Annotated in this window: 2 protein-coding genes; both read left to right on the forward strand. The window is 71.2% G+C overall.

The window, feature by feature from the left end; all coding sequences use genetic code 11:
- Positions 1 to 550: RsmB/NOP family class I SAM-dependent RNA methyltransferase (locus tag CVM52_RS25725; RefSeq protein ID WP_133120010.1), on the forward strand; the 550-nt coding region annotated here is incomplete at its 5' end.
- Positions 551 to 619: 69 nt separating this feature from the next.
- On the forward strand, positions 620 to 1,456 hold an 837-nt coding region (locus CVM52_RS25730), incomplete at its 3' end, for a heparinase II/III family protein (RefSeq protein ID WP_442439585.1).

Genomic DNA, 1,456 nt, shown 5'->3' on the forward strand with positions numbered 1-1,456 from the left:
CAAGACGCTGCAACTGGCCGCCGCCGGGGCCCGGGTGACGGCGCTGGACATCTCCGAGGCGCGGCTGGTGCGGCTGCGCGAGAACCTGGCGCGCACCGGGCTCGAGGCAACCTGCGTCACCGGCGACGCGCTGGAACATCAGGGCCGCTATGATGCCATCCTGCTGGACGCGCCCTGCTCGGCCACCGGCACCATCCGGCGCCACCCCGACCTGCCCCATGCCCGCGACGGCGCCGGCTTTGGCGCGCTGATCGAGTTGCAGGCGCAGATGCTGGCGCATGCCTGGACCCTGCTGGCCCCCGGCGGGCGGCTGGTTTTCTGCACCTGTTCGCTGCTGCCCGACGAGGGCGAGGTTCAGGTCGAAGAGGCGCTGGCCAGCCATCCCGACATGAGCGTGAACCGCGCCGCCCTGGCCCTGCCCGGGATCGACCCGGCCTGGATCACCGAAGAGGGCGGGCTGCGCCTGCGGCCCGATTTCTGGGCCGACCTGGGCGGCCTCGACGGGTTTTACATGGCCTGCCTGCAGAAAGCGCCGAAAACCGGCGAATGATCGGTGACTTGCCGGGGCCCGCTGTGTATGGTCCCGCCCAAACGCCAAAGAGCGTAAGAGGCAGCGTGCATGTTCACCCCCGACACACTGGCCGGGCGCCGCACCCGGTTGATGAACCGGCTTTACGCCCGGTTCAGCCGCCGCCACCGCACGGCGCGCGGATTCGTGTCGCAGCCCGAACCGCGCACCATCGGCAGCTTTGCCCGCGGCCGCCAGCTGATTGCCGGCAATATCCTGTTCGCCGGTTTCCTGGTGGAAAGCCCGGATACCGGGCTGTGGGAGGTCGCCGCGCCCAATGCCGCCTTTGACGCCGAGCGCCACGGCTTTGGCTGGCTCGACGATCTGGCGGCGGTGGGCGATGGCGCGGCGCGGGCCAAGGCCCAGCAATGGCTGTGGGGCTGGATCGCGCAATATGGCAATGGTCAGGGTCCGGGCTGGACCCCGGAACTGACCGGGCGGCGGGTGATCCGCTGGATCAACCACGCGCTGTTCCTGCTGCGCGGCCAGGACCGCGACGCCAGCACCGCGTTTTTCGCCGCCCTCGGCAGCCAGACCTGGTTCCTGGCCAAGCGCTGGCCCGCCGCCCTGCCCGGCCTGCCCCGGTTCGAGGCGCTGACCGGGCTGATCTATGCCGGGCTGTCGCTGGAGGGGCAGGAAGAGCTGGCCGACCCGGCGATTCGCGCCCTGGCGCGCGAATGCAACCTGCAGATCGACGCTCAGGGCGGCCTGCCCACCCGCAACCCCGAGGAATTGCTGGAGGTCTTCACCCTGCTGACCTGGGCCGCCGCGGCGCTGCATGATGCCGGGCGCGGCACGCCGCCGGCCCATACCGCCGCGATCGAACGGATTGCGCCGACACTGCGGGCGCTGCGCCATGCCGATGGCGGCTTGGCGCGGTTCCATGGC

Source organism: Pseudooceanicola lipolyticus, from assembly GCF_002786325.1.
Lineage (GTDB): Bacteria > Pseudomonadota > Alphaproteobacteria > Rhodobacterales > Rhodobacteraceae > Pseudooceanicola_C > Pseudooceanicola_C lipolyticus.